This is a genomic window from Pseudomonas sp. PS01297 (genome assembly GCF_029959305.1).
In the GTDB taxonomy this organism is placed as follows: Bacteria; Pseudomonadota; Gammaproteobacteria; order Pseudomonadales; family Pseudomonadaceae; genus Aquipseudomonas; species Aquipseudomonas helleri.
Genome location: NZ_JASCPQ010000012.1, coordinates 1 through 23323, shown reverse-complemented (window position 1 = coordinate 23323; position 23323 = coordinate 1). Strand labels below are relative to the sequence as shown.

Genomic DNA, 23323 nt, shown 5'->3' with positions numbered 1-23323 from the left:
CCGCCTTGCCGATGCAGAGCCTCACATGACCATTGAAATGCCCAATGCCCAGCTCGACTGGGATGACCAGGGTCGCCCCCATTCGCGACTGTTTGACGACGTGTATTTTTCAGACAAGTCCGGACTTGAAGAAACCCGTTACGTCTTTATTGAACAGAATGCCTTGCGCGAGCGCTTCAGCGCCTTGCCCGCCAACGCGCATTTTGTGATTGGTGAAACCGGCTTCGGGACCGGCCTCAACTTTCTATGTGCGTGGCAACTGTTCGACGAAACCGCGCACCCTGAGGCCCGGCTGCATTTCATCAGTGCCGAAAAATACCCGCTGGCCCGCGATGACCTGCAACGCGCCCTCGCTCTCTGGCCAGAGCTGGCGCACTACAGCGAGCAACTGCTGGCCAGCTATTGGGCCATCCATCCGGGGTTTCAAACCCTCAGCCTGGCCAATGGCCGGGTCACGCTCACGCTGCTGATCGGCGATGCGCTGGAGCAACTGCCACAGCTCGATGCGCAGATCGACGCGTGGTTTCTGGACGGCTTCGCCCCCGCGAAAAACCCGGACATGTGGACGCCAGAACTGTTCGCACAACTGGCCCGTTTGGCCGCTCCCGCGTCCACCCTCAGCACCTTTACCAGCACCGGCTGGGTACGCCGCGCGCTGAATGAGGCCGGCTTTAAAATGCGCCGCACGCCGGGTATCGGCCACAAGTGGGAGATCCTGCGTGGGGTCTTTCTCGGCTTGCCAGAAACCGCTTTGCCCGGCGCCACAGTCAAACCCTGGTTCGCTCGCCCGCCACAGATCAGCGGCCCGCGCACCGCGCTGGTGATCGGCGGCGGTTTGTCCGGTTGCGCCAGCGCCAACAGCCTGGCCAATCGCGGCTGGAAGGTGCTGCTGCTGGAGCGTCACGAACGCTTGGCCAAAGAAGCCTCCGGCAACCCGCAAGGGGTGTTGTATCTCAAGCTGTCCGCCCACGGCACGGCACTGTCGCAAATGATCGTCTGTGGCTTTGGCTACACCCGCCGCGTGCTCGAGCACTTGCAGCGCGGACGCGACTGGGATGATTGCGGCGTGTTGCAACTGGGCTTCAATGCCAAGGAGGCCGAGCGTCAGTCGCAGCTGGCCGCGGCCTTCCCGCCCGCGCTGGTGCACGTGCTGGATCAACCCCAGGCGCAAGCCTTGGCAGGCATAGACCTGGCCCATGGCGGGCTTTTTTACCCGGAAGGCGGCTGGGTGCATCCACCCGCTTTGTGCCAGTTCCAGACGCTGCACCCCAACGTCAGCGTCTTGACCCACCATGACGTGCTGCAACTCAATAAAGTGCAGGGCCAATGGCAGGCCTGCCAGGGCGAACAGGTACTGGCCAGCGCACCTGTGGTGATTCTGGCGGGGGCGGCCGAGGTCAAACGCTTCCCGGCCAGCAGCGGTTTGCCGCTTAAGCGCATTCGCGGGCAAATCACCCAATTGATTGAAACCCCGCAAAGCGCGGTGCTTAACACCGTGGTCTGCGCCGAAGGTTATGTGGCGCCGGGGCGTTTAGGCGAGCACACGGTGGGCGCCAGCTTCGATTTTCATAACGAAGACCTGACCACCACACCAGAAGGTCATCAGGGCAATCTGGATTTGCTGGAAGAAATTTCGCCTGACCTGGTACAGCGTCTCGGCGAAGCAAACCTCAACCCGCAGACCTTGCAAGGCTGGGCCGCGTTTCGTTGCACCAGCCCAGACTACTTGCCGATTGTCGGGCCGCTGGCCGATGCCGAAGCATTCAGCCAAGCCTACGCCGTGCTCAGCAAAGACGCCCGTCAGGTGCCCGATACCCAATGCCCGTGGCTTGACGGTTTGTACGTCAACAGCGGCCATGGCTCACGCGGTTTGATCACCGCACCGCTGTCTGGCGAACTGCTTGCCGCCTGGATAAACGACGAACCCCTGCCTCTGCCCCGCCCGGTCGCAGAAGCTTGCCACCCTAACCGTTTTGCCGTGCGCGCCCTGGTGCGCAGGCTTTAAAACCGGCCTTCAATCCGGCAGTGCGCCCCCGCGCTGCCGGGGCCAACCGCACCTTGCGTAGACCCGATCCGCGCCGCGAACAAGCACCGTTGGTAAATTTTATTGAACGATCCAGACCACGATCACTCGATAAAACACGGTCATTCATCGCGGCGCGCGGCATTTTTATCGCCTGTGCGTCGTTTGGGCTGAAGGCATGGCAACCCGCCACGCCTTCTCTAAACCGTGCCCGCGCTGCCCACATCCCTAGGGATGGCGACTGAAGCGGTAGTGACACACATGCCGAAATACCAAGGATTTACACACCATGTGCGGATTAGCTGGCGAGTTACGTTTTGATCATCAACCTGCCGACCTGGCGGCCATCGAACGCATCACCCACCACCTTGCTCCACGTGGCCCCGATGCCTGGGGTTTTCATAGCCAAGGGCCGATAGCCCTGGGCCATCGTCGTCTGAAAATCATGGATTTATCGGACGGCTCAGCGCAACCCATGATCGACAACCAGTTGGGCCTGTCGCTGGCGTTCAACGGGGCGATCTACAACTTCCCCGAGTTGCGCGCCGAACTCGAAGCGCTTGGCTACGCCTTTTACTCCGGCGGCGACACCGAGGTCTTGCTCAAGGGTTACCACGCCTGGGGCGAAGCCTTGCTGCCCAAGCTCAATGGCATGTTCGCTTTTGCCATATGGGAGCGAGATGCAAAACGCTTGTTCATTGCCCGCGACCGTCTGGGCGTAAAACCCCTGTACCTGTCACGCACCGGCGAACGCCTGCGCTTTGCCTCCACCCTGCCCGCGCTGCTCAAAGGCGGCGATATCAACCCGATGCTCGACCCGGTCGCGCTGAACCACTACTTGAACTTCCACGCCGTGGTCCCGGCCCCGCGCACCCTGATTGCCGGCATTGAAAAACTGCCGCCTGCTACGTGGCTGCGCATTGACGCCGACGGCACCACCGAGCAGAAAACCTGGTGGACACTGCCCTACGGCCCGCATGCAGATGAGACCAATCTGACGTTTGAAGACTGGCGCGAACGCGTGCTGGACAGCACCCGTGAAGCCGTCGCCATTCGCCAGCGCGCTGCGGTAGATGTCGGCGTGCTGCTGTCAGGCGGTGTCGACTCCAGCCTGCTGGTCGGTTTGCTGCGGGAAGTCGGCGTACAAGACCTGTCGACCTTTTCCATTGGCTTTGCAGACGCAGGCGGCGAGCGCGGGAATGAATTCGAGTATTCGGATCTGATTGCCGAGCATTACGGCACCCGTCATCACCAGTTACGCATTGGCGAAAACGAAATCATCGAGCAATTGCCGGCGGCCTTCCGGGCCATGAGCGAGCCGATGGTCAGTCACGACTGCATCGCCTTTTACCTGCTGTCGCGCGAAGTCGCCAAACATTGCAAGGTGGTGCAAAGCGGCCAGGGCGCTGATGAACTGTTTGCCGGTTACCACTGGTACCCGCAAGTAGACGGCGCCAGCGATCCTTACGCGGCCTACCGCGAGGCCTTTTTTGATCGCAGCTATGCCGAGTACCAGGCCACCGTGCAGCCACAATGGCTGACCGCCAACGATGCTGCCGGCGATTTTGTGCGCGAGCACTTTGCCCAGCCCGGCGCCGATGCGGGCGTCGACAAGGCGCTGCGTCTGGACAGCACGGTAATGCTGGTGGATGACCCGGTGAAACGCGTCGATAACATGACCATGGCCTGGGGCCTTGAAGCGCGTACACCGTTTCTGGATTACCGCCTGGCTGAACTGTCGGCGCGCATTCCGGCGCGTTTCAAGCTGCCCAACGGCGGCAAACACGTGCTCAAGGAAGCCGCCCGCCTGGTGATCCCCAGCGAAGTCATCGACCGCAAAAAAGGCTACTTCCCGGTACCCGGTCTCAAGCACCTGGAAGGCAACACGCGCAATTGGGTCCGTGATCTATTGCTGGACCCAAGCCAGGATCGCGGGCTGTTTCAGCCGGCCATGCTGGATAGCTTGCTGAGCCATCCGCAAAGCCAACTGACGCCACTGAACGGTTCCAAACTGTGGCAATTGGCAGCCCTGAATCTGTGGCTGAGCGAACAAGGAATTTGATCAATGAAACCCCTTGCCACCGCCTATAGCCAACGTTTACTGCGCGGGCAAACGCCCTCCTACGAGCGACTCCAGGCACGCTTTGCCGAAGATGGCAGCGCGCTGGACGCGCAACCGGTCGCCGTGCATTGCGGCTGGGGTCGCTTGCTGATCGGGCATACCTTCCCCGACCCTGCCCGTCTGGCCAACGAACTGCTGAACGAACAAGCCGGTGAACGCGATATCGCCCTGTATGTGGCCGCGCCGCAACAGGTCTTGGCGCAGTCACCGCAACAACTGTTTCTCGACCCCTCGGACACCTTGCGCCTGTGGTTCACCGATTACCGCCCGGCAACTCGGGTGTTTCGTGGTTTCCGCATCCGTCGCGTGCGTAGCGAAGCTGACTGGAACGCCGTCAATGCCTTGTATCAGGCGCGCAACATGCTGCCGATCGACCCGGACTTGCTGACTGCGCGCCATAACGGTGGCCCGGTGTACTGGCTGGCCGAAGACGAGGACAGCGGCGCGGTGATTGGCAGCGTCATGGGCCTGAACCACCACACGGCATTCCATGACCCGGAAAACGGCAGCAGCCTGTGGTGCCTGGCGGTTGACCCACAGTGCTCGCGCCCCGGTGTTGGCGAAGTGCTGGTGCGGCATCTGGTCGAACACTTTATGAGCCGCGGTTTGAGTTATCTCGACCTGTCGGTGCTGCACAACAACCAGCAAGCCAAGAACCTCTACCGCAAATTGGGCTTTCGTACCCTGTCGACCTTTGCCATCAAACGTAAAAACGGTATCAACCAGCCGCTGTTTCTCGGCCCCGGCCCGGAGGCAGGGCTTAACCCGTATGCGCAGATTCTGGTTGAGGAAGCCTACAAACGCGGCATCGATGTGCACATCGATGACGCCAACGCCGGGCTGTTCACACTCAGCCATGGCGGACGGCGCATTCGCTGTCGCGAGTCGCTGACCGATCTGACCAGCTCCATCAGCATGAGCCTGTGTCAGGACAAGAGCCTGACCCACAAAGTGCTCAGCGCCGCAGGTTTGAACGTGCCCACGCAACAACGCGCAGGCAATGCCGATGACAACCTCGCGTTTCTCGAAGAACACCTGCGGGTGGTAGTCAAACCGCTGGATGGCGAGCAAGGCAATGGGGTGGCGGTCGATCTGCAAACCATTGAACACGTGCAGGATGCGATCAAGGCGGCGCAGGCTTTTGACAGCCGGGTGTTGCTCGAAAGCTTTCACGAAGGCCATGACCTGCGCATCGTAGTGATCGGTTATGAAGTGGTCGCGGCCGCTATCCGGCGCCCGGCGCAGGTCATCGGCGATGGCCAGCACAACGTCCGGCAATTGATCGAAGCGCAAAGCCGTCGCCGCCAGGCCGCCACCCAAGGCGAAAGCCGCATCCCGCTGGACGCCGAAACCCTGCGTGCTGTGCAAGCGGCAGGTTACGACTACGACAGCATCCTGCTTGCTGGCCAGTTGCTGGCGGTGCGCCGCACGGCCAACTTGCATACCGGCGGCTGCCTGGAAGACGTCACGGCCATCCTTCACCCGTTGCTCGCCGATGCGGCCGTGCGGGCCGCCCGAGCTCTGGATATCCCGGTGGTTGGGCTGGACATGATGGTGCCCGGCGCCGACCAGCCCGAGTACGTGTTTATCGAAGCGAACGAGCGCGCCGGGCTGGCCAACCATGAACCGCAGCCCACCGCCGAACGCTTTATCGACTTGCTGTTTCCGCACAGCCAACCCGCCCCCTGAACGTTGGGGTCTGTTGATGTTTCATCGCCTGTGCATTGAAACGTCAACAGCCCCTATGTGCCGCCTCTCCCGCAAAAGGAGCTTTTATGAGTCATGCCCTGCCAGAACCGGACCTTGAGTACCTGCAACGGGTTCTCCTGGAAATGCTTGCCATCCCCAGCCCGACCGGGTTTACCGACACCATCGTGCGTTACGTCGCTGAGCGGCTTGAAGAATTGGGCATCCCCTTTGAACTGACCCGGCGCGGCACCTTGCGCGCCACGATTAAAGGCCAGCAGAGCGGCCCGGACCGCGCCGTGTCAGCTCACCTGGACACCATTGGCGCCAGCGTTCGGGCCATCAAAGACAACGGCCGTCTGGTGCTGGCCCCGGTCGGCTGCTGGTCCAGCCGCTTTGCCGAAGGCAGCCGGGTCAGCCTGTTCACCGACAACGGCGTGATTCGCGGCAGCGTGTTGCCGTTAATGGCGTCCGGCCATGCGTTTAATACCGCAGTGGATGAATTGCCAGTGAGCTGGGACCACATTGAGTTGCGCCTGGACGCCTACTGCGTGACGCGTGCCGACTGCGATTCACTGGGGGTCAATATTGGGGATTTTGTCGCCTTTGATCCGCTGCCCGAGTTCACCGAAAGCGGCCATATCAGCGCCCGGCACCTGGACGACAAAGCTGGCGTTGCTGCCTTGTTGGCCGCACTCAAGGCTATCGTCGAGAGTGGTGAACAACCACTGATCGACTGCCATCCGCTGTTCACCATCACCGAAGAAACCGGCAGTGGTGCGGCAGCTGCCTTGCCGTGGGACGTCAGTGAGTTTGTCGGCATTGATATTGCGCCCGTCGCCGAGGGCCAGCATTCCAGTGAACATGCAGTCAGCGTGGCCATGCAGGATTCGGGGGGCCCGTATGACTACCATTTGTCACGCCACCTGTTGGGTTTGGCGACCCACAACGACATATCGGTACGCCGCGATATGTTCCGTTACTACTTCAGTGATGCGCATTCAGCCGTCACAGCGGGGCACGACATTCGCTGTGCCTTGCTGGCATTTGGTTGCGACGCGACCCACGGCTATGAGCGCACGCACATTGATAGCCTGGCGGGGTTGAGCCGTTTGTTGAGTGCTTACCTGCTGAGCCCGCCGGTCTTTGCCAGCGACGCCCAACCGGCGCAGGGCTCACTGGACCGTTTTAGTCACCAGTTGGAGCACGATGCCCAGATGGAAAGCGATACCCGCGTGCCGTCGGTCGACAGCTTGGTGGGAGAAAACAGGAGCTGAAACCCAAGATCAAAAAACCCTCACCCTAGCCCTCTCCCAAGGGAGAGGGAACTGATTGGGGGATGTATTAGATGTTCGGCGGCCTGCAAGCCATGCACTGAACTTGAGAACACTTCGGTAGAGCTCCCTCTCCCCTGGGAGAGGGAACTGATTGGGGTATGTTGTTGAGGTTCGGCGGCCTGCAAGCCAAGCACTGAAGCTGAGAACACCTCGGTAGAGCTCCCTCTCCCCTGGGAGAGGGTTGGGGTGAGGGAGCTTTTAAACCTGCGACTGGGCGCCTTCGAACCACGCCAGCTTCTCACGCAGCAACACCACTTCGCCGACGATCACCAAGGTCGGGGCATGCACTTCGTGCTCTGCGACCAAGGTCGGCAGGTCTTTCAACGTGCCGGTAAACACTCGCTGGTTAGACGTGGTGCCTTGCTGGATCAATGCAGCCGGGGTGTCTGCCGAGCGACCATGGGCAATCAGTTGCTCGCAGATAATCGGCAAGCCAATCAGGCCCATGTAGAACACCAAAGTTTGCGCCGGAGCGACCAGGTCGTTCCAAGGCAAGTTGCTGGTGCCGTCTTTGAGGTGGCCTGTCACGAAACGCACGGATTGCGCGTAGTCACGATGGGTCAATGGAATACCGGCATAGGCCGCGCAACCGCTGGCGGCGGTAATGCCCGGCACCACCTGGAAGGGAATCCCGTGGGCTGCCAGCTCTTCGATTTCTTCGCCACCACGGCCAAAGATGAACGGATCACCGCCTTTGAGCCGCACCACGCGCTTGCCTTGCTTGGCCAAGTCCACCAGTTGCTGGTTGATCTGGTCTTGCGGCACCGCGTGATCAGCACGTCGCTTGCCTACGTAGATACGCTCGGCATCGCGGCGGCAGAGTTCCAGAATCGCCGGTGCCACCAGACGGTCGTAGAGCACCACGTCCGCCTGCTGCATGAGGCGCAAGGCGCGGAAGGTCAGCAGATCCGGGTCACCCGGCCCGGCGCCCACGAGGTAAACCTCACCGGTGGTCAGCGTCGCTTCGCCATTGATCTTGGCTTGTAGCAGACGTTCTGCCTCTGCGCCCTGCCCGGCCAGTTGACGGTCGGCAATCGGGCCCTGAAACACGTCTTCCCAGAAGCCGCGACGCTGTTGCACATCCGGGAACAGGTTTTTTACCTGGCTGCGAAAACGCGCAGCCAGACCCGCCAGTTGCCCATAGGTCGAGGGGATCCAGGTTTCAATCTTGGCCCGAATCAACCGCGCCAGCACCGGCGCATCGCCGCCACTGGAAATGGCAACGATCAACGGCGAGCGATCAACGATGGCAGGGAAAATCACGCTGCACAGCGCAGGCGCGTCGACCACGTTGACCGGCACGCAACGTCGATGGGCATCAGCGGACACTTGAGCGTTGAGCGGCTCATCGTCGGTGGCAGCGATGACCAGCCCGCACCCGTCAAGGTCGGCCTCGACATAACCGCGCAATACCTGCTCACCGCCGCTACTGTTTACCAACTCGCACAACTGTGGCTCTATCGCGGGCGCAACGACCCGCAACACCGCACCGGCATCGGCCAGCAGGCGAGATTTGCGCAAGGCAATCTCGCCACCGCCGACCACCAGCACACGGCGGCCACGCAGGTTATGAAACAGCGGCAGAAACTCCATTTAGCCGATGACCTCAATACCGCCCATGTAAGGCTTGAGCACTTCTGGCACACGGATCGAGCCGTCGGCCTGCTGGTAGTTTTCCAGCACGGCAACCAGTGTACGACCGACCGCCAGACCGGAACCGTTGAGGGTGTGAACCAGCTCAGGCTTGCCGGTTTCGGTGTTACGGAAACGCGCCTGCATACGACGGGCCTGGAAATCGCCGCAGTTGGAGCACGACGAGATCTCGCGGTACTTGTCCTGGCTCGGGATCCACACTTCCAGATCGTAGGTTTTGCTTGCGCTGAAGCCCATGTCGCCGGTGCACAGCGCCAAGGTGCGGTATGGCAGCTCGAGCAGTTGCAGAACTTTTTCGGCGTTGCCGACCAGGCCTTCCAGTGCGTCCATCGAGGTCGAAGGCTCGACGATCTGCACCATTTCAACCTTGTCGAACTGGTGCTGGCGAATCATGCCGCGCGTGTCGCGCCCCGAAGCACCGGCCTCACTGCGAAAGCATGGCGTGTGCGCCACAAACTTGATCGGCAGCGATTTGTGATCGACGATCTCGCCCGCAACGATGTTGGTCAGCGACACTTCAGCGGTCGGGATCAAGTACAGATCAGCTTCGCCTTCGCGGCTGATCTTGAACAGGTCTTCTTCGAACTTGGGCAACTGGCCAGTGCCCTGCAGCGCAGGTGCCTGAACCAAGTACGGCGTGTATGCCTCTTCGTAGCCGTGTTCGTTGATGTGCAGGTTGATCATGAACTGCGCCAGGGCGCGGTGCAGGCGAGCGATCGGCCCACGCAGCAAGGCAAAACGGGCACCGGACAATTTGGCGGCGGTTTCAAAATCCAGCCAGCCGTGTTGCTCGCCCAGGGCGACGTGGTCCTTGATTTCGAAATCAAAGGCTTTTGGCGTGCCCCAGCGGCGAACTTCGACGTTGTCGTCTTCGTCCGCACCCACCGGTACCGATTCATCCGGCAGGTTCGGCAGGCTCAACAGAATCGAGTCCAGTTCGGTCTGGATGGCATCCAGCTCAACCTTGCCGTTGGCCAGATCGCTGCCCATGGTTTCAACACTGGCCATCAGTGGCGCGATGTCTTCGCCGCGCGCCTTGGCCTGGCCAATACTCTTGGAGATGGCATTGCGCTCAGCCTGCAGACGCTCGGTCAGGGTTTGAACTTCTTTACGCTTGGCTTCCAGCGCGTCGATGCGCGCCACGTCCAGCTTAAAGCCACGGGATGCCAGGCGATCCGCTACGTCCTGCAGGTTCGTACGTAACAGTTTGGAATCGAGCATGTCGGTTTCTCGTTTATCAAAGTTTGGTCAGGGACAGGCCAGCCCAGGTTGCAAGCAGCCCGCCGAATACGCTAATGGCTGCATAGCCCAGTGCCAAAGGCACTTGCCCGCTTTCGAGCAGGCGCACCGTATCCAGTGAAAAGGATGAAAAAGTGGTCAAACCACCCAGGAAACCGACCATTAATCCGGCGCGGACTTCAATCGGTACTTCCGGGCGGATTAAAAAAAGTCCGTAAAGGATGCCAATCAGCAGGCAGCCCACGATATTAACGGCCAATGTCGCGGTATAGAAGTGCTTTGGCCAATTGGCGTTCACCCAATTGCCCGTGGCGAAACGCAACAATGTACCTGCAATACCGCCCACCGTTACCGCAGCGATCAAAGGAATCAAGGTTTTCTCCGCTGTAGAGGGCTGGCCCGATCAAGTGCAGCCAGGTGTTTAAGCTTCTCGCCAATCTTCAATTCGAGCCCGCGCGGGACGGGCTGATACAACGGTAACGGCTCCAGCTCATCCGGGAAGTAGTCTTCACCGGCAGCATAGGCATCAGGCTCATCGTGGGCGTAACGGTATTCGTCGCCATAACCCAATTGCTTCATGAGCTTGGTCGGCGCATTGCGCAAATGCAGCGGGACTTCGAGCGAACCGTATTCGGCGGCGCTGCGCAGCGCGGCCTTGAAGCCCATGTACACCGCATTGCTTTTCGGCGCACAGGCCAGGTAAGTGATGGCTTGGGCCACGGCCAGCTCGCCTTCGGGGCTGCCGAGTCGCTCTTGCACGTCCCAGGCTGACAGGCACAGGCTCAAGGCCCTCGGGTCAGCATTGCCGATGTCTTCGCTGGCCATGCGCACCACCCGGCGGGCGATGTACAGCGGGTCACAACCGCCGTCGATCATGCGCGCAAACCAGTACAACGCACCGTCCGGATTGGAGCCACGCACCGATTTGTGCAAGGCCGAGATCTGGTCGTAAAACGCTTCACCGCCTTTGTCGAAGCGCCGCTGGGTATCGCCCAGCAAGTCATGCAACAGGTCGACGCCGATTTCACTGTGGTCTTCGGCCAGGTCAGAGGCGTTTTCCAGCAGGTTGAGCAAACGTCGGCCATCGCCATCAGCGGCCCTGAGCAACGTCTGGAAACCCTCATCGCCCAAGGTCAAGCCGCGTTTGCCCAGGCCTTTGTCTTCGGTCAACGCCCGGTGTACCAACTTGCGCAACGCCGCCTCGTCGAGGCTTTTGAGCACGTAGACCCGCGCCCGTGACAACAGGGCGTTGTTGAGCTCAAAGGAGGGGTTTTCGGTGGTCGCACCGATAAAAATCAGGGTGCCGTCTTCAACGTAGGGCAAGAACGCATCTTGCTGCGACTTGTTGAAGCGGTGCACTTCGTCGACAAACAGAATGGTCCGCCGCCCGTACTGGCCGGCTTGCTGCTTGGCGATTTCCACCGCCTGGCGGATCTCCTTGACCCCGGCCAGGACGGCCGAGACCGTTTCAAAATGAGCATCCGAGACTTCAGCCAGCAGCCGCGCCAGCGTGGTTTTACCCACACCGGGCGGCCCCCAGAAGATCATCGAGTGCAGCGCGCCCTGCTCCAGCGCTTCACGCAGGGGCTTGCCCCGGGCGAGCAGGTGTTGTTGACCGACATACTCATCCAGATTGGTCGCCCGTAGACGGGCGGCCAAGGGCTGGGCAATCGGTGCACTTCGAAACAGATCCATAGCAGCGTTTGAAACCTCGTCCAGGGCTTATTCCTGGATGACATCAGCCCCTTTCGGGATATCGAACTTGAATTTGGACGCCGGGATCGGCTCGTTGGCCTTGACCCCGGTGAACAGCAGATCAGTGCGCTGACCCACGCTATCAACCAGACGCATGTTATTGATCAGGCCACTGCGAAACGACAGGTTCAGCGAGTCAAACAGGGTGTCTTTGGTTTTTGGCTTGAGCGTGAAGTCGATCACCTCACCCGACTGCTTGGAGGTGATATCAAAGCTTTCGCTGATTTTTGAGACATCACCCGAGAGCAGCAAGGCCGGGGTCTGGGTCAGGCGCTGATCAAGCTTCTTGATGGTGACCTGCTCCAGGTCCGGGTCCCACAAAGTAACTTTCTGGCCATCAGAAACCATGGTCTGCTCGTTCGGCGCATCAGTGTGCCAGTAGAACAACCCCGGACGCTGCAAGGCCATTTGCCCTTTGGTGTCTTGCAACTGGGTGCCGCTGCCATCGAGGGTCAACTGAGAAAAATTGGCCGTCAACGTTTTCGACCGTTCCAGAAGGTTGGTCAGGCTCTGTACATCCGCCGGAGCGGCACTGGCGGAAAAGGCAGTCAACGCCAAAACCGGTAGCAACAACATGCTGACAAAACGCATGGAAATCCTCATTGATTAGTTAAACCCTGCTTGCAGATTACCTGCGAGCAGATCAGTCGCGCATTGGAGCCGGCGCTATCACTTCGCGCGAGCCGTTGGTATTCATTGCGGTCACGACCCCGGCCATTTCCATGGACTCGATCATGCGTGCCGCGCGGTTGTAACCGATCTTCAGTTTGCGTTGAACCGCAGAGATCGAAGCGCGACGGCTTTCGAGCACGAACTGCACAGCCTCGTCGTACAGCGCGTCGGTTTCAGCGTCATCGCCGCCATCACTGCTACCGCCATCAAAGCCGCTGCCCGGCTCTTCGACGCCTGCCAGGATGTCATCGTTGTAGTCCGGTGTACCACGCTGTTTCCAGGCTTCAACCACACGGTGCACTTCTTCGTCAGACACGAACGCACCGTGCACCCGAATCGGCAAGCTGGTACCTGGCGGCATGTAGAGCATGTCACCGTGGCCCAGCAGTTGTTCGGCGCCGCCCTGGTCGATGATGGTACGCGAGTCAATTTTGCTCGATACCTGGAACGCCATACGGGTCGGGATGTTGGCCTTGATCAGACCGGTGATCACGTCTACCGATGGGCGCTGGGTCGCGAGGATCAAGTGGATCCCGGCTGCCCGCGCTTTCTGGGCAATACGGGCAATCAGTTCTTCGACCTTTTTGCCGACGATCATCATCATGTCGGCAAATTCGTCGACCACCACCACGATGGTCGGCAGTTTGGTCAGCAGCGGCGCCTCATCATGGATGCTTTCGCGCTTGTACAGCGGGTCGCTGATTGGCTCCCCCACCGCTTCGGCATCTTTGATCTTCTGGTTGAAACCGGCCAGGTTACGCACGCCCATCTTGGCCATCAGCTTGTAGCGGCGCTCCATCTCGGCAACGCTCCAGCGCAGGGCGTTGGCCGCGTCTTTCATGTCGGTCACAACCGGGCAGAGCAAATGCGGAATGCCTTCGTAGATCGACAGCTCAAGCATTTTCGGGTCGATCATGATCAGCTTGGCGTCTTCCGGGCCCGACTTGAACAGGATCGACAGGATCATCGCGTTCACGCCCACCGACTTACCGGAACCGGTGGTACCGGCCACCAACAGGTGCGGCATTTTTGCCAGGTCGGTGATCACCGCCTTGCCGCCAATGTCATGACCCAAGGCCAAGGTAACCGGCGATTTGGCGTCATCGAACTCAGGGGTCGACAGCACTTCGGAGAAGCGCACGATCTGGCGATCTTCGTTGGGGATCTCGATGCCCACCGTGGTTTTACCCGGAATCACCTCAACCACCCGCACGCTGGTCACGGCCAGCGAACGTGCCAGGTCTTTGGCCAGGTTGGCGATACGGCTGACCTTGACCCCGGCCGCTGGCTGGATTTCATAACGGGTAATGACCGGGCCCGGGTGAATCGAGTCCACCGTCACCTCGACGCCGAATTCCTTGAGTTTGATCTCAAGCAAATGGCCTACAGCCGCCAGGGATTCAGGGGAATAGTTGAGCTGCTTCTTCTCGGCCGGGTCCAGAATCGAGATCGGAGGCAAAGTGCCTTCAACTGCGCTGTCGACAAACAGCGGCACTTGTTTCTCTTTTTGCACACGCTTGCTCGGCTCCGGCGCTTTGGCCGGTGCCGGGGTAATCACGGCCGGCACGTGTTTTTCACGCTCGGTCATGTGCTTGGTCAGCGCTTGTTCACGTTCAATCAGGCGTTCTTTGGCCTTGGCCTGTTCACGCTTGTCGGGAACGCTTGGGGCAACCACTTCGTTAACCCGGGTGTCGACTTCACGCAATTGTGCAACCAGTTGCTTGCGTTCGTTACGGTCAGACCACCAGCGATTCGCGGCGCCCTGGATCAACTCAAACAGGTCGAGGGTGATTTTGCCGGTCACGTCCATGACCTTGAACCACGACAAATCGGTAAAAACAGTCAAACCGAACAGGAACAAGGCGATCAGCAACAAGGTGCTGCCTTGAATGTTCAGCGCGTTCTTCGCCAAGTCACCCAGGCTTTCGCCCAGCGCACCGCCAGCACCAGCGGGCAAGCCAATGGCCGAGTGGAAGTGGATATGCGCCAGCGCGGCACCCGAGAGCACCAGGAAGATCAGGCCGACCAGACGCCACGAAAACAGCAGGCCGCTCCACTGCCACGGCTGATGCCGCTCGCGGAAGATCTGATACGCCTTGATCGCCAGCAGCAGCGGAAAGATGTAGGCAAAATAGCCGAGCACCATGAACAGGATGTCCGCGCTGTAGGCGCCCGCAGGCCCGCCAAAGTTCTGCACATCCACCACGCGGCTATTGTGGCTCCAGCCGGGATCGTCCTTACCGTAGGTGAGCAAGGCCATCATCATGAACAGGCATAGAGCGCCAATAGCGAGCAGTGCACCTTCCTTGAGCCGGTAGTGCAATTGCTGACGCCAGAGTGGAACTGTTTTAGGTGCTGCTGTGGATTTCTTCAAAACGCGTCTTTTCCTGCGCCTGTGGCGCGCCCAACAATTGATTGACTGCAAAATACTGCTCAATTCGAGCAGGTGACAAGTTCAGACATGAAACTGGACTAGCCTTGCACACAGCCTTGTAATATGACTCGTCACCCCAAGACCAGCCCGCCAGGGAGTGAGGCGAATGCTGTGCAGTTTAGAACAGCTCAAACAGGCGGGCCATTGTACGGGTTTAAGCCGTGGATGCCACGCTGACGCCAGCGCCGGGCGCGATCATCATGCGCCTGCCCGAGAGCCGCCAATTTGAGCATGCATTGCCTTGTGTGACAAAGACTTATAGCGCTGTCGCGACAGCCACGGATCCGCTCGACTCAGACCGCGGCAACGCGACAGAGTTGCAGCCCCCCTCCCCTCTTCTGTAAGACCGATTGCCATGCTGACCTGGTTAAAACGCGACACCCTGACATTCCCGCCACTGACAACGGCCATGCGCGAACCCAATGGCCTGCTCGCCGCCGGCGGCGATCTGTCCCCTGACCGGCTGATCCAGGCCTATCGCCATGGCTGCTTCCCGTGGTTTTCCGAGGGCCAGCCGATACTCTGGTGGTCGCCCGACCCGCGCACGGTGTTATTCCCGCAAGAGCTGCATGTCTCGCGCAGCCTGGCAAAACTATTGCGCCAGCAACGTTACCACGTGACGTTCGACCGCGACTTCGAAGGGGTTATAAGGGCCTGCGCCGAACCGCGAAGCTATGCCGACGGCACGTGGATTACCGAAAAAATGCAAGATGCCTACATCGAGCTTCACGCACGCGGCCACGCGCATTCGGTAGAAGTCTGGGACAACGGCGAGCTGGTTGGCGGTTTGTACGGCCTGGCGATGGGCCAATTGTTTTTTGGCGAGTCCATGTTCAGCCGCGCAGACAACGCCTCAAAAGTGGGCTTTGCGACGCTGGTCAGTCACCTGAAGGCCTGGGGTTTTGTGCTAATTGACTGCCAGATGCCGACCAATCACCTCGAAAGCCTAGGCGCACGTTCAATTCCACGGCAACAATTCGCCGATTACCTACACAAACATCTCGATCTACCTACAAACGCAGAGTGGGTTTGATAGGCGAGTTTTGCTGGCTGGCTTACACTTAATTCAAAGATTTCCCTGAGGGCCCATCATGACCGAGCTGGCGCGCTTGAAGTTTTATGCCACTCAACCTCACGCTTGCAGCTACCTGCCCGATGAACAGGCGACCACACTGTTCCTCGACCCCAGCCAGCCGATGGATGTGCAGGTCTATGCCGACTTGTCCGAAATGGGCTTTCGTCGCAGTGGCGACCACCTTTATCGCCCCCATTGCGTGAAATGCGATGCGTGTACGCCTGCGCGCATTCCGGTACAGACGTTTATCCCCAACCGCCAGCAAAAGCGTATTTTCAAACGCAATGCCGACCTCCAGGTCAAGGCAGCCAAACCCGGCTTTAGCGATGAGTACTTCGCCCTCTACAAGCGCTACATCGAACAACGGCACGCGGACGGCGACATGTACCCGCCAAGCCGTGAGCAGTTTTCTACGTTTTTGGTGCGCGACTTGCCGTTCTCGACGTTCTACGAGTTCCGCCTCGACGGACGGTTACTGGCCGTAGCGGTCACTGACGTGCTGCCCAATGGTTTGTCGGCGGTGTATACGTTCTACGAGCCTGACGAAGAGCGCCGCAGCTTGGGCCGCTACGGAATTCTCTGGCAAATTGCCGAAACCCGCCGCCTGGGCCTGAATGCGCTGTACCTCGGGTACTGGATCAAGAACTGCAAAAAGATGAATTACAAGACTGAATATCGGCCCATTGAGCTGCTGATTAATCAGAGATGGAGCACTCTTTACTGAACCCCTTGGCTTAAACCCTACTTTTCGGGCACAATGCACGCCGCTTTTGCCTGGCGCAGTTGCACCGGGCCATTCACTGGACACCGAGGGCTTTACTGCATGTCGAAAGAAGACAGCTTCGAAATGGAAGGCACTGTCGTCGACACCCTGCCCAACACCATGTTTCGTGTGGAGTTGGAAAATGGGCACGTCGTAACCGCGCATATTTCCGGCAAGATGCGCAAGAACTACATTCGTATTCTTACCGGTGACAAAGTGCGCGTCGAACTGACGCCCTATGACTTGAGCAAAGGGCGCATCACTTACCGCGCTCGTTAATCAAGTCAATACAAGACGCCCGGCTCTGCCGGGCGTTTTTGTTTGCCTGCGATATGACGAGCGCCAGCCCTGACTGTAGGAGCGAGCTTGCCTCGCGATCTCTTGATCTAAGCCCCCTCACCCTAGCCCTCTCCCGCAGGAGAGGGAACCGATTGGGGGATGCTGAAGATACTCGCCGGCCTGCTTGCTACGCGACAGCGCGGCGTCGAAGACGAGGCGGCAGCCCTACAGTGCTTACCTATAAAAAAAGCGCCTTTCGGCGCTTTTTTTATTTCACGGGCACATCAAGCCATCTCAACGTCTGTTTCGAACTCGAAGATCAGCTCGCCATCTTTGAGGTCGATGTTAACCACGCCGCCATGATCGGCCAGCTCACCAAAGAGAATCTCTTCAGCCAGTGGACGCTTGATTTTGTCCTGAATCAGGCGCGCCATCGGGCGAGCGCCCATGGTCACGTCGTAGCCGCCAGCCGCCAGCCAGCCACGCGCGGCATCGGTCACCACCAGTTGCACGTGCTTGTCTTCCAACTGCACTTGCAACTCGGTGAGGAACTTGTCCACCACGTGCTTGATCACTTCATGACTGAGGCGACCAAATTGAATGATGGTGTCCAGGCGGTTACGGAACTCAGGGGTGAAGCTCTTCTTGATCACTTCCATTGCATCGGTGGCGTGATCCTGCAAGGTAAAGCCGATCGATGCCCGCGAAGCCGTCTCTGCACCCGCGTTGGTGGTCATGATGATGATCACGTTACGGAAATCAGCCTTGCGACCGTTGTTGTCGGTCAGCGTGCCGTGGTCCATGACCTGCAGCAGCAGGTTGAAGACCTCAGGGTGCGCTTTCTCGATTTCATCCAGCAGCAGTACGCAGTGCGGTTGCTTGGTGATGGCTTCGGTGAGCAGGCCGCCCTGATCAAACCCGACATAGCCTGGAGGCGCACCGATCAGACGCGATACGGTGTGGCGCTCCATGTACTCGGACATGTCAAAGCGAATCAGCTCAACACCCAGCGCCTTGGACAACTGGCGCGCAGCTTCGGTTTTACCCACACCGGTCGGGCCTGCGAACAGGAACGAACCGACAGGCTTGTCTGGCGACTTGAGCCCGGCTCGCGACAGCTTGATGGCCGTCGACAAGGAGTCAATCGCCGCATCCTGGCCAAACACCGTCAACTTAAGGTCGCGCTCAAGGTTACGCAGCAGCTCTTTATCGGAGCTGGAGACGCTCTTAGGCGGAATACGGGCGATTTTCGCCACGATGTCTTCGACCTGTTGCACATCGATACGCAGAGCACGTTTTTCAACCGGCTGCAGGCGCTGATACGCCCCCGCCTCGTCGATCACGTCAATGGCTTTGTCCGGCATGTGCCGGTCATTGATGTAGCGTGACGCCAGCTCTGCCGCCGCACGCAGGGCCTCATCAGTGTATTCAATACCGTGATGCTGCTCGAAACGCCCTTTAAGGCCGCGCAGAATACCGATGGTGTCTTCAACCGAAGGTTCGGACACGTCGACTTTCTGGAAGCGCCGCGCCAGAGCACGGTCTTTTTCAAAGATCCCGCGAAATTCCTGGAACGTGGTCGAACCAATGCAACGGATCTCACCCGAGGACAGCAGGGGCTTGAGCAGGTTGGAAGCATCCATTACGCCACCGGACGCCGCGCCCGCACCAATAATGGTGTGGATCTCGTCGATGAACAAAATGGCTTGCGGACGCTTTTTCAGCTCACCGAGCAACGCCTTGAAGCGCTTCTCGAAATCGCCGCGGTACTTGGTACCGGCCAGCAATGCCCCTAGGTCCAGCGAATAAACGATGCTATTGGCCAGCAGGTCCGGCACCTGATTATCAACGATGCGCTTGGCCAGGCCTTCGGCAATCGCGGTTTTACCCACGCCCGCCTCGCCCACCAGCAGCGGGTTGTTTTTACGCCGACGCGCCAGAATCTGCGCAACGCGCTCAACTTCGTTTTCACGCCCCACCAGCGGATCAATCCGGCCCTGGCGAGCCAGCTCGTTCAGGTTGCTGGCGTAAGCATCCAGAGGATTGCTTGAAGAAGACGACTCACCGCCCTCTTCATCCTGCATTTCGTTCTCGTTTTCAGCGTGATCGCCATGGCCCGGCACTTTGGAAATACCATGCGCGATGAAGTTGACCACATCGATGCGGGCAACGCTCTGTTGCTTGAGAAAGAACACCGCCTGGCTTTCTTGCTCACTGAAGATCGCTACCAGCACATTGGCGCCGGTGACTTCACGTTTGCCGGAGCTTTGTACGTGGAACACAGCGCGCTGCAAGACCCGTTGAAAACCCAGGGTTGGCTGAGTTTCACGGTCTTCGTCGTGGACAGGGATCAGGGGGGTGGTGGAATCAATAAACTCTTGCAGGTCATGCTTGAGTTTGTCGAGGTTTGCGCCACAGGCGCGTAGAACGGTTGCGGCCGCCTCATTATCCAGAAGCGCTAGAAGGAGGTGCTCGACCGTCATGAACTCATGACGCTTTGAGCGTGCTTCCTTGAAGGCCAGATTGAGGGTGACTTCGAGCTCGCGATTTAACATGGCTTCACCTCATACCCAAGTGGTCGGCGTTAACCGTCCTTCTCGATTTCACAGAGTAGCGGATGCTGGCTTTCGCGTGCGTACTGGTTTACCTGCGCCGCCTTGGTCTCGGCGATGTCGCGGGTAAAGATGCCGCACACTGCCCGTCCTTCTGTATGAACGGCCAGCATGACCTTGGTCGCCAATTCGCGATTCAAGTTAAAAAACACCTCAAGCACTTCGACAACGAAATCCATGGGTGTGTAGTCATCGTTGAACAAAACCACCTTGTACATCGGCGGTGCCTGAAGCGCAGGCTTAGCCTCTTGCACAGCCAAGCCAGCGGAATCTTCGTCATCATAATCGGGCTGATCATGATTGGATGTTAGTCGAATCTGGCTGATTGCATGCATGGAAAGAAAGGTTCGTCTTTGATCGATTACAGTGATGGAGGCAGACGTAGCAAATTTCAACTGCGCCGCCGCGTGACCTTGACTATCGGTAAAACGGTGTTACAACCAATAGAACCCACAGTGGGTAATAAAGGTCCGTGCAGTCAACCATATTTCGTGGTTTCTGCGCGAGTGAACTGGATGATACTCCAGTGATGGAGTTGTTTGCAGCAGAGGGAGATGAGTATGCAAGGCAAGGTCAAGTGGTTTAACAACGCCAAAGGCTTCGGCTTTATCAATACGGAAGCCAAGGAAGGCATCGACGAGCATGGACATCCAATCGACTTCTTCGCCCATTTTTCCGCCATTCAGATGGACGGCTACAAAACGCTGAAAGCAGGCCAGCCTGTCAGCTTTGAAATCATTCAGGGGCCAAAAGGCCTGCACGCTGTGGCAATCACCGACGCCAAGGTGCTGACACCACCACCCGTGACGGCATCAGGCACTACCCGCCTGTCGGTCTGAGCTCGCGAGCACAGCCCGTCATGAAGAACGGCCGATTCTCACACAGGATCGGCCGTTTTTTTATTGCACTAGCCGCCATGCGCGCGCATACCCCACCCTAAAAACCCCAGAAAAGCCCCGTAAACACGGGCGCATCAGGCCAAAACCAAGGGCATTTTGCCGCAGGTTCTTAGACCAATTGATGATTTGTGTTAGGCCACCCCCCTCGCAGCAACCTTAGTGACCTATGTATACTGCGCCGGTGACCACGGAGTCACTCAGCAACACCTACTGGAATGAGTCTTTCAGGCCTAGAAAGGCTGAGCCGTTACCCCGGCTCGACCGCTTGACGCTCTACTGATGCATTCACATCACAGCGAAGAACCTCGACTTTCGGCTCATTGTTCACTGTGTACGAAAGCGCCTACCCTGCGCATCTCGAGTATCTGAGCACGCTCAGCAAAGAAGAGAGTTAATCCGAAATGCCCAACCGTTCGAAGATCATCTACACCTTCACCGACGAAGCTCCGGCGCTCGCCACCTATTCACTGCTGCCTATCATCGAGGCTTTCACCGCCAGCGCTGATATTGACGTTGAGACGCGCGACATCTCTTTGGCAGGCCGCATCCTCGCCAGCTTCCCCGAGCAATTGGGTGACAAGGCCGTAGCAGACCACCTCGCCGAACTGGGCGCCCTGGCTGTTACCCCTGAAGCCAACATCATCAAGCTGCCTAACATCAGCGCCTCGGTTCCTCAGCTGCAAGCTGCCATCAAGGAACTGCAAGCACAGGGCTTCAACATCCCTGACTACCCGGACACAGCGACGACTGACGCCGAGAAAGACATCAAGGCGCGTTACAGCAAAGTCATGGGCAGCGCCGTAAACCCGGTACTGCGCGAAGGCAACTCGGACCGCCGCGCCCCGCTGTCGGTTAAAAACTACGCTCGCAAGCACCCGCACAAAATGGGCGCTTGGGCTGCAGACTCCAAGTCTCACGTGGCTCACATGAGCGAAGGCGATTTCTACGGCAGCGAAAAAGCGGCCCTGATCGAAGCCCCGGACAGCGTTAAAATCGAACTGATCGCTCAAGACGGCACTACCACCGTCCTGAAGGAAAAAACCGCCGTACAAGCCGGCGAGATCATCGATTGCTCCGTTATGAGCAAAAATGCCCTGCGCAAGTTCGTAGCGGCCGAAATCGAAGACGCCAAGAAACAAGGCGTGCTGTTCTCGGTTCACTTGAAAGCCACCATGATGAAGGTTTCCGACCCGATCATGTTTGGTCAGATCGTGGCTGAGTTCTACAAGGACGCGCTGGCCAAACACGCCGACGTCCTGAAAGAAATCGGTTTCAACCTGAACAACGGTATTGGCGACCTGTACGCCCGCATCAAGGCACTGCCAGCCGAGAAGCAAGCTGAAATCGAAGCTGACATCCAGGCTGTCTACGCCAACCGTCCTGCTCTGGCGATGGTCAACTCTGACAAAGGCATCACCAACCTGCACGTACCAAGCGACGTGATTGTTGACGCCTCGATGCCAGCGATGATTCGTGATTCCGGCAAGATGTGGAACACCGAAGGCCAACTGCAAGACACTAAGGCCATCATCCCGGATCGCTGCTACGCAACCATCTACCAGGCCACGATCGAAGACTGCAAAAAGCACGGTGCTTTCGATCCGACCACCATGGGCAGCGTGCCAAACGTTGGCCTGATGGCGCAAAAAGCCGAAGAGTACGGCTCGCACGACAAAACCTTCCAGATCAAAACCCCTGGCGTTGTTCGGGTAACCGACAGCAACGGCAACGTGCTGATGGAACAAAAGGTTGAGGAAGGCGACATCTGGCGCATGTGCCAGGCCAAAGACGCACCGATCCGCGACTGGGTCAAACTGGCCGTTAACCGCTCCCGCGCCAGCAACACCCCGGCTGTATTCTGGCTGGACCCTAAGCGTGCCCACGACGCACAGATGATCAAGAAGGTTGAAACCTACCTGAAAGATCACGACACCAGCGGCCTGGACATTCGCATCATGTCGCCTGTCGACGCCATGAAATTCACCCTGGAGCGCACCCGTGCCGGCCTGGACACCATCTCGGTGACCGGTAACGTACTGCGCGACTACCTGACTGACCTGTTCCCGATCATGGAACTGGGCACCAGTGCCAAAATGCTCTCGATCGTCCCACTGATGAATGGCGGCGGCCTGTTCGAAACTGGCGCAGGCGGTTCGGCACCCAAGCACGTGCAACAACTGCTGGAAGAAAACTTCCTGCGTTGGGACTCGCTGGGTGAGTTCCTGGCACTGGCTGCTTCCCTGGAGCACCTGGGCACCACCTACAACAACGCAAAAGCGTTGGTGTTGGCCAAAACCCTGGACCAGGCCACTGGCCAGTTCCTCGACAACAACAAATCGCCATCGCGTAAAGTCGGCAACATCGACAACCGCGGCAGCCACTTCTACTTGGCGCTGTACTGGGCTCAAGCCCTGGCGGCCCAGACTGAAGACAAAGAGCTGCAAGCCCTGTTTGCCCCAGTGGCAAAAGCCATGACCGAGAACGAGGCAAAAATCGTTGCCGAACTCAACGCCGTGCAGGGCAAGCCTGTGGACATCGGTGGTTACTACCACGCCGACGCCGACAAGGTGAGCACCGTAATGCGCCCTAGCGCCACGCTGAACGATATCATCGCTTCTCTGGTGTAAGAGCAACAAGCAACAGCACAGACCCCGGCCCACGACGCCGGGGTTTGTGTTTTTACGGGCCATACAAACCCTGTGGGAGCGGGCTTGCTCGCGATAGCATCAGCGCGTAAAAAGCACAGACTGAAGCGCCTGCATCGCGAGCAAGCC

General features: G+C 58.8%; 17 protein-coding genes. 9 read left to right on the top strand and 8 right to left on the bottom strand.

The window, feature by feature from the left end; genetic code table 11:
* Window positions 1-25: 25 nt before the first annotated feature.
* The 4 genes from mnmC (at window position 26) to QMX84_RS06285 (ending at window position 7108) form a co-directional block, all read left to right on the top strand.
* Window positions 26-2005: a bifunctional tRNA (5-methylaminomethyl-2-thiouridine)(34)-methyltransferase MnmD/FAD-dependent 5-carboxymethylaminomethyl-2-thiouridine(34) oxidoreductase MnmC gene (gene mnmC / locus QMX84_RS06300; protein WP_262123903.1), complete on the top strand. Its 1980-nt coding sequence runs from the start codon at window positions 26-28 to the stop codon at window positions 2003-2005.
* A gap of 307 nt (window positions 2006-2312) precedes the next feature.
* The gene (locus QMX84_RS06295; protein ID WP_262123902.1) at window positions 2313-4085 is read left to right on the top strand and encodes an N-acetylglutaminylglutamine amidotransferase; all 1773 of its coding nucleotides are present in this window, start codon (window positions 2313-2315) and stop codon (window positions 4083-4085) included.
* Window positions 4086-4088: 3 nt separating this feature from the next.
* Window positions 4089-5834, top strand: a complete 1746-nt coding sequence (gene ngg, locus QMX84_RS06290; protein WP_282363407.1) for an N-acetylglutaminylglutamine synthetase — start codon at window positions 4089-4091, stop codon at window positions 5832-5834.
* Window positions 5835-5920: 86 nt separating this feature from the next.
* On the top strand, window positions 5921-7108 hold the full coding sequence (locus tag QMX84_RS06285) for an osmoprotectant NAGGN system M42 family peptidase (RefSeq protein ID WP_282363406.1): 1188 nt from the start codon (window positions 5921-5923) through the stop codon (window positions 7106-7108).
* A 258-nt stretch (window positions 7109-7366) separates the two neighbouring features.
* Here QMX84_RS06285 and cysG read toward each other — a convergent pair whose 3' ends face one another.
* From cysG to QMX84_RS06255, 6 genes are read right to left on the bottom strand one after another with little or no spacing between them, the layout of a single operon-like run.
* Window positions 7367-8761: a siroheme synthase CysG gene (cysG, locus tag QMX84_RS06280; protein ID WP_153334744.1), complete on the bottom strand. Its 1395-nt coding sequence runs from the start codon at window positions 8759-8761 to the stop codon at window positions 7367-7369.
* Window positions 8762-10042: a serine--tRNA ligase gene (serS, locus tag QMX84_RS06275; RefSeq protein WP_048368531.1), complete on the bottom strand. Its 1281-nt coding sequence runs from the start codon at window positions 10040-10042 to the stop codon at window positions 8762-8764. It lies immediately after the preceding gene.
* A gap of 16 nt (window positions 10043-10058) precedes the next feature.
* The gene (gene crcB, locus QMX84_RS06270; protein WP_048368532.1) at window positions 10059-10433 is read right to left on the bottom strand and encodes a fluoride efflux transporter CrcB; all 375 of its coding nucleotides are present in this window, start codon (window positions 10431-10433) and stop codon (window positions 10059-10061) included.
* Entirely contained in the window at window positions 10430-11755 is a 1326-nt protein-coding gene (locus QMX84_RS06265; RefSeq protein ID WP_048368533.1) for a replication-associated recombination protein A, read from the bottom strand. The genes crcB and QMX84_RS06265 overlap by 4 nt, the downstream gene beginning before the upstream one ends.
* A gap of 27 nt (window positions 11756-11782) precedes the next feature.
* Complete coding sequence (gene lolA, locus QMX84_RS06260; protein WP_048368534.1) at window positions 11783-12406, bottom strand: outer membrane lipoprotein chaperone LolA; 624 nt, start codon at window positions 12404-12406, stop codon at window positions 11783-11785.
* A gap of 52 nt (window positions 12407-12458) precedes the next feature.
* Window positions 12459-14861: a DNA translocase FtsK gene (locus QMX84_RS06255; RefSeq protein WP_282363405.1), complete on the bottom strand. Its 2403-nt coding sequence runs from the start codon at window positions 14859-14861 to the stop codon at window positions 12459-12461.
* 415 nt (window positions 14862-15276) lie between these two features.
* Here QMX84_RS06255 and aat point away from each other — a divergent pair, with 415 nt between their 5' ends.
* The 3 genes from aat to infA all read left to right on the top strand — a co-directional run bounded on the left by aat (window position 15277) and on the right by infA (window position 17038).
* Window positions 15277-15954 carry a leucyl/phenylalanyl-tRNA--protein transferase gene (aat, locus tag QMX84_RS06250; protein WP_048387749.1) on the top strand — a complete coding sequence of 226 codons (678 nt, stop codon included), beginning with the start codon at window positions 15277-15279 and terminating at the stop codon, window positions 15952-15954.
* A gap of 58 nt (window positions 15955-16012) precedes the next feature.
* Window positions 16013-16720 carry an arginyltransferase gene (locus tag QMX84_RS06245; protein ID WP_262123897.1) on the top strand — a complete coding sequence of 236 codons (708 nt, stop codon included), beginning with the start codon at window positions 16013-16015 and terminating at the stop codon, window positions 16718-16720.
* Window positions 16721-16819: 99 nt separating this feature from the next.
* Window positions 16820-17038 (top strand): translation initiation factor IF-1, encoded by a 219-nt coding sequence (gene infA / locus QMX84_RS06240; protein WP_002553999.1) that lies wholly within the window; start codon window positions 16820-16822, stop codon window positions 17036-17038.
* A 284-nt stretch (window positions 17039-17322) separates the two neighbouring features.
* Here infA and clpA read toward each other — a convergent pair whose 3' ends face one another.
* A complete protein-coding gene (gene clpA, locus QMX84_RS06235) occupies window positions 17323-19593 on the bottom strand; it encodes an ATP-dependent Clp protease ATP-binding subunit ClpA (RefSeq protein WP_262123896.1) in 2271 nt (756 codons plus the stop codon).
* A 29-nt stretch (window positions 19594-19622) separates the two neighbouring features.
* Window positions 19623-19985 carry an ATP-dependent Clp protease adapter ClpS gene (gene clpS, locus QMX84_RS06230; RefSeq protein WP_048368539.1) on the bottom strand — a complete coding sequence of 121 codons (363 nt, stop codon included), beginning with the start codon at window positions 19983-19985 and terminating at the stop codon, window positions 19623-19625.
* A gap of 225 nt (window positions 19986-20210) precedes the next feature.
* Here clpS and QMX84_RS06225 point away from each other — a divergent pair, with 225 nt between their 5' ends.
* Both QMX84_RS06225 and QMX84_RS06220 read left to right on the top strand, forming a co-directional pair.
* Window positions 20211-20489 carry a cold shock domain-containing protein gene (locus tag QMX84_RS06225; protein WP_262123895.1) on the top strand — a complete coding sequence of 93 codons (279 nt, stop codon included), beginning with the start codon at window positions 20211-20213 and terminating at the stop codon, window positions 20487-20489.
* 461 nt (window positions 20490-20950) lie between these two features.
* The gene (locus QMX84_RS06220; RefSeq protein WP_262123894.1) at window positions 20951-23176 is read left to right on the top strand and encodes an NADP-dependent isocitrate dehydrogenase; all 2226 of its coding nucleotides are present in this window, start codon (window positions 20951-20953) and stop codon (window positions 23174-23176) included.
* Window positions 23177-23323 lie beyond the last annotated feature (147 nt).